The sequence below is a fragment of the Azospirillum sp. B4 genome, assembly GCF_000333275.1.
Classification (GTDB): Bacteria; Pseudomonadota; Alphaproteobacteria; order Azospirillales; family Azospirillaceae; genus Nitrospirillum.
The window spans coordinates 1-1290 of record NZ_BACU01000564.1 but is presented as its reverse complement, the minus strand read 5'-3'; the positions used below and the strand labels follow the sequence as shown (position 1 = coordinate 1290).

The 1290-nt window shown below is 65.7% G+C and carries 2 protein-coding genes; one reads left to right on the top strand and one right to left on the bottom strand.

Features of this window, described 5'->3' with window-relative positions:
* Positions 1 to 174 precede the first annotated feature (174 nt).
* Positions 175 to 777 carry a TetR/AcrR family transcriptional regulator gene (locus tag I55_RS25375; protein ID WP_252181312.1) on the bottom strand — a complete coding sequence of 201 codons (603 nt, stop codon included), beginning with the start codon at positions 775 to 777 and terminating at the stop codon, positions 175 to 177.
* Positions 778 to 893: 116 nt separating this feature from the next.
* Here I55_RS25375 and I55_RS25370 point away from each other — a divergent pair.
* A partial coding sequence (locus tag I55_RS25370; RefSeq protein WP_044563509.1) for a PH domain-containing protein occupies positions 894 to 1290 on the top strand: 397 nt, incomplete at its 3' end.

Here is a 1290-nt window from a genome sequence, read left to right as displayed (position 1 = left end):
TGCAGGCGGACGCCATTGGCCATGACCTGACCATGCGGAAAGCGGACCCAGAAACGTTCGGACCAGACTGGCCAGAAGGGAGGAATGCATGGGTGTACGCTCCTTTATTTGGATATGATCATTTCCTAATTTGATACGGAAATGCCTCTCCCCGAAGGGCGGAGGGGGACGGGTTCAGTCCAGCAACTTCAGGGCGCCTTCGGCCAGTGCCGCCATCTCATCCGCCCCGCGCCCCGTCTTGCCGATGACGCGCATGCCCTGGAGCACGCACAGCAGCAGGCGGGCGGTGACGGCCGGGTCCAGCCTGGCGGGGATGGAGCCGTCAGCCTGGCCCTGCGCCACCAGGGCAACCAAGCGCTCCTCGTGCACCTCCAGCGCGCCGGTCACACGGGCCGCGACCTCGGCATCGACGGTGGCGAGGTCCACGGCGCTGGCCACCACCAGGCACCCGCGCCGGCCATCCGCCCCATGACTGCTGCCGGCGTAGAAATCCAACACCGCCCTGATCCGGTCCCGCCCGGTGGGGGCCACGTCCAGCGCGGCCCGCAGCCGGTCGGTCCGTAGCGCCACGTAGCGGTCGAAGGCGGCCAGGAACAGGCCGCGCTTGTCGGTGAAGGCCTTGTACAGGCTGCCGGCGGTCAGGCCCAGGGCGGCGGTCAGGTCGCTGATGGCCGCGCCGTGATAGCCGCGTTCGCTGAACACGGCGATGGCGCGATCCAACGCCAGGCCGGTGTCGAACTCCCGCGGGCGGCCGGGCCCTCGGCGTGGGGGGGACATGCTCATGGCTCCATTATAGGAAATGATCATTTCCGAATCAAGCCAGCCGACTTCCCATCGCCCCCGACGCCATCCTTCGTTATGGTGGGGCACCGACAACCGGAACGAGAGGGATTGTGAGCTACGTATCGCGGAACCTGGTGCCAGGTGAAACCGTTTCCGTTACCGGCCAGGTGCATTGGATCATCTATGCCAAACCGGCCGCCGGCCTGCTCGCGGCCATCATCATGGCCGCCGCCTCCATGGCCACCGATGTTCCGGTACTGCGCGTCGGTGCCGTCCTGCTGGCCTTGGGCAGCCTATGGAGCATGGCCCAGGCCTGGCTCTATGCCATCACCACCGAACTGGCGGTGACGACGAAGCGCGCCATCGCCAAGTGGGGCTTCATCCGTCGGAACACCGTGGAACTGAACCTGTCTAAAGTCGAAAGCTTCCACGTCAATCAAAGCATCTTGGGACGCCTGCTGAACTACGGCAGCATCTCCATCCATGGCATCGGCGCGACCGACACAC

Coding starts and splice junctions, on each gene's coding strand:
- I55_RS25375 (WP_252181312.1), bottom strand. CDS start 777: ATGTCCCCCCCACGCCGAGGGCCCGGCCGCCCGCGGGAGTTCGACACC.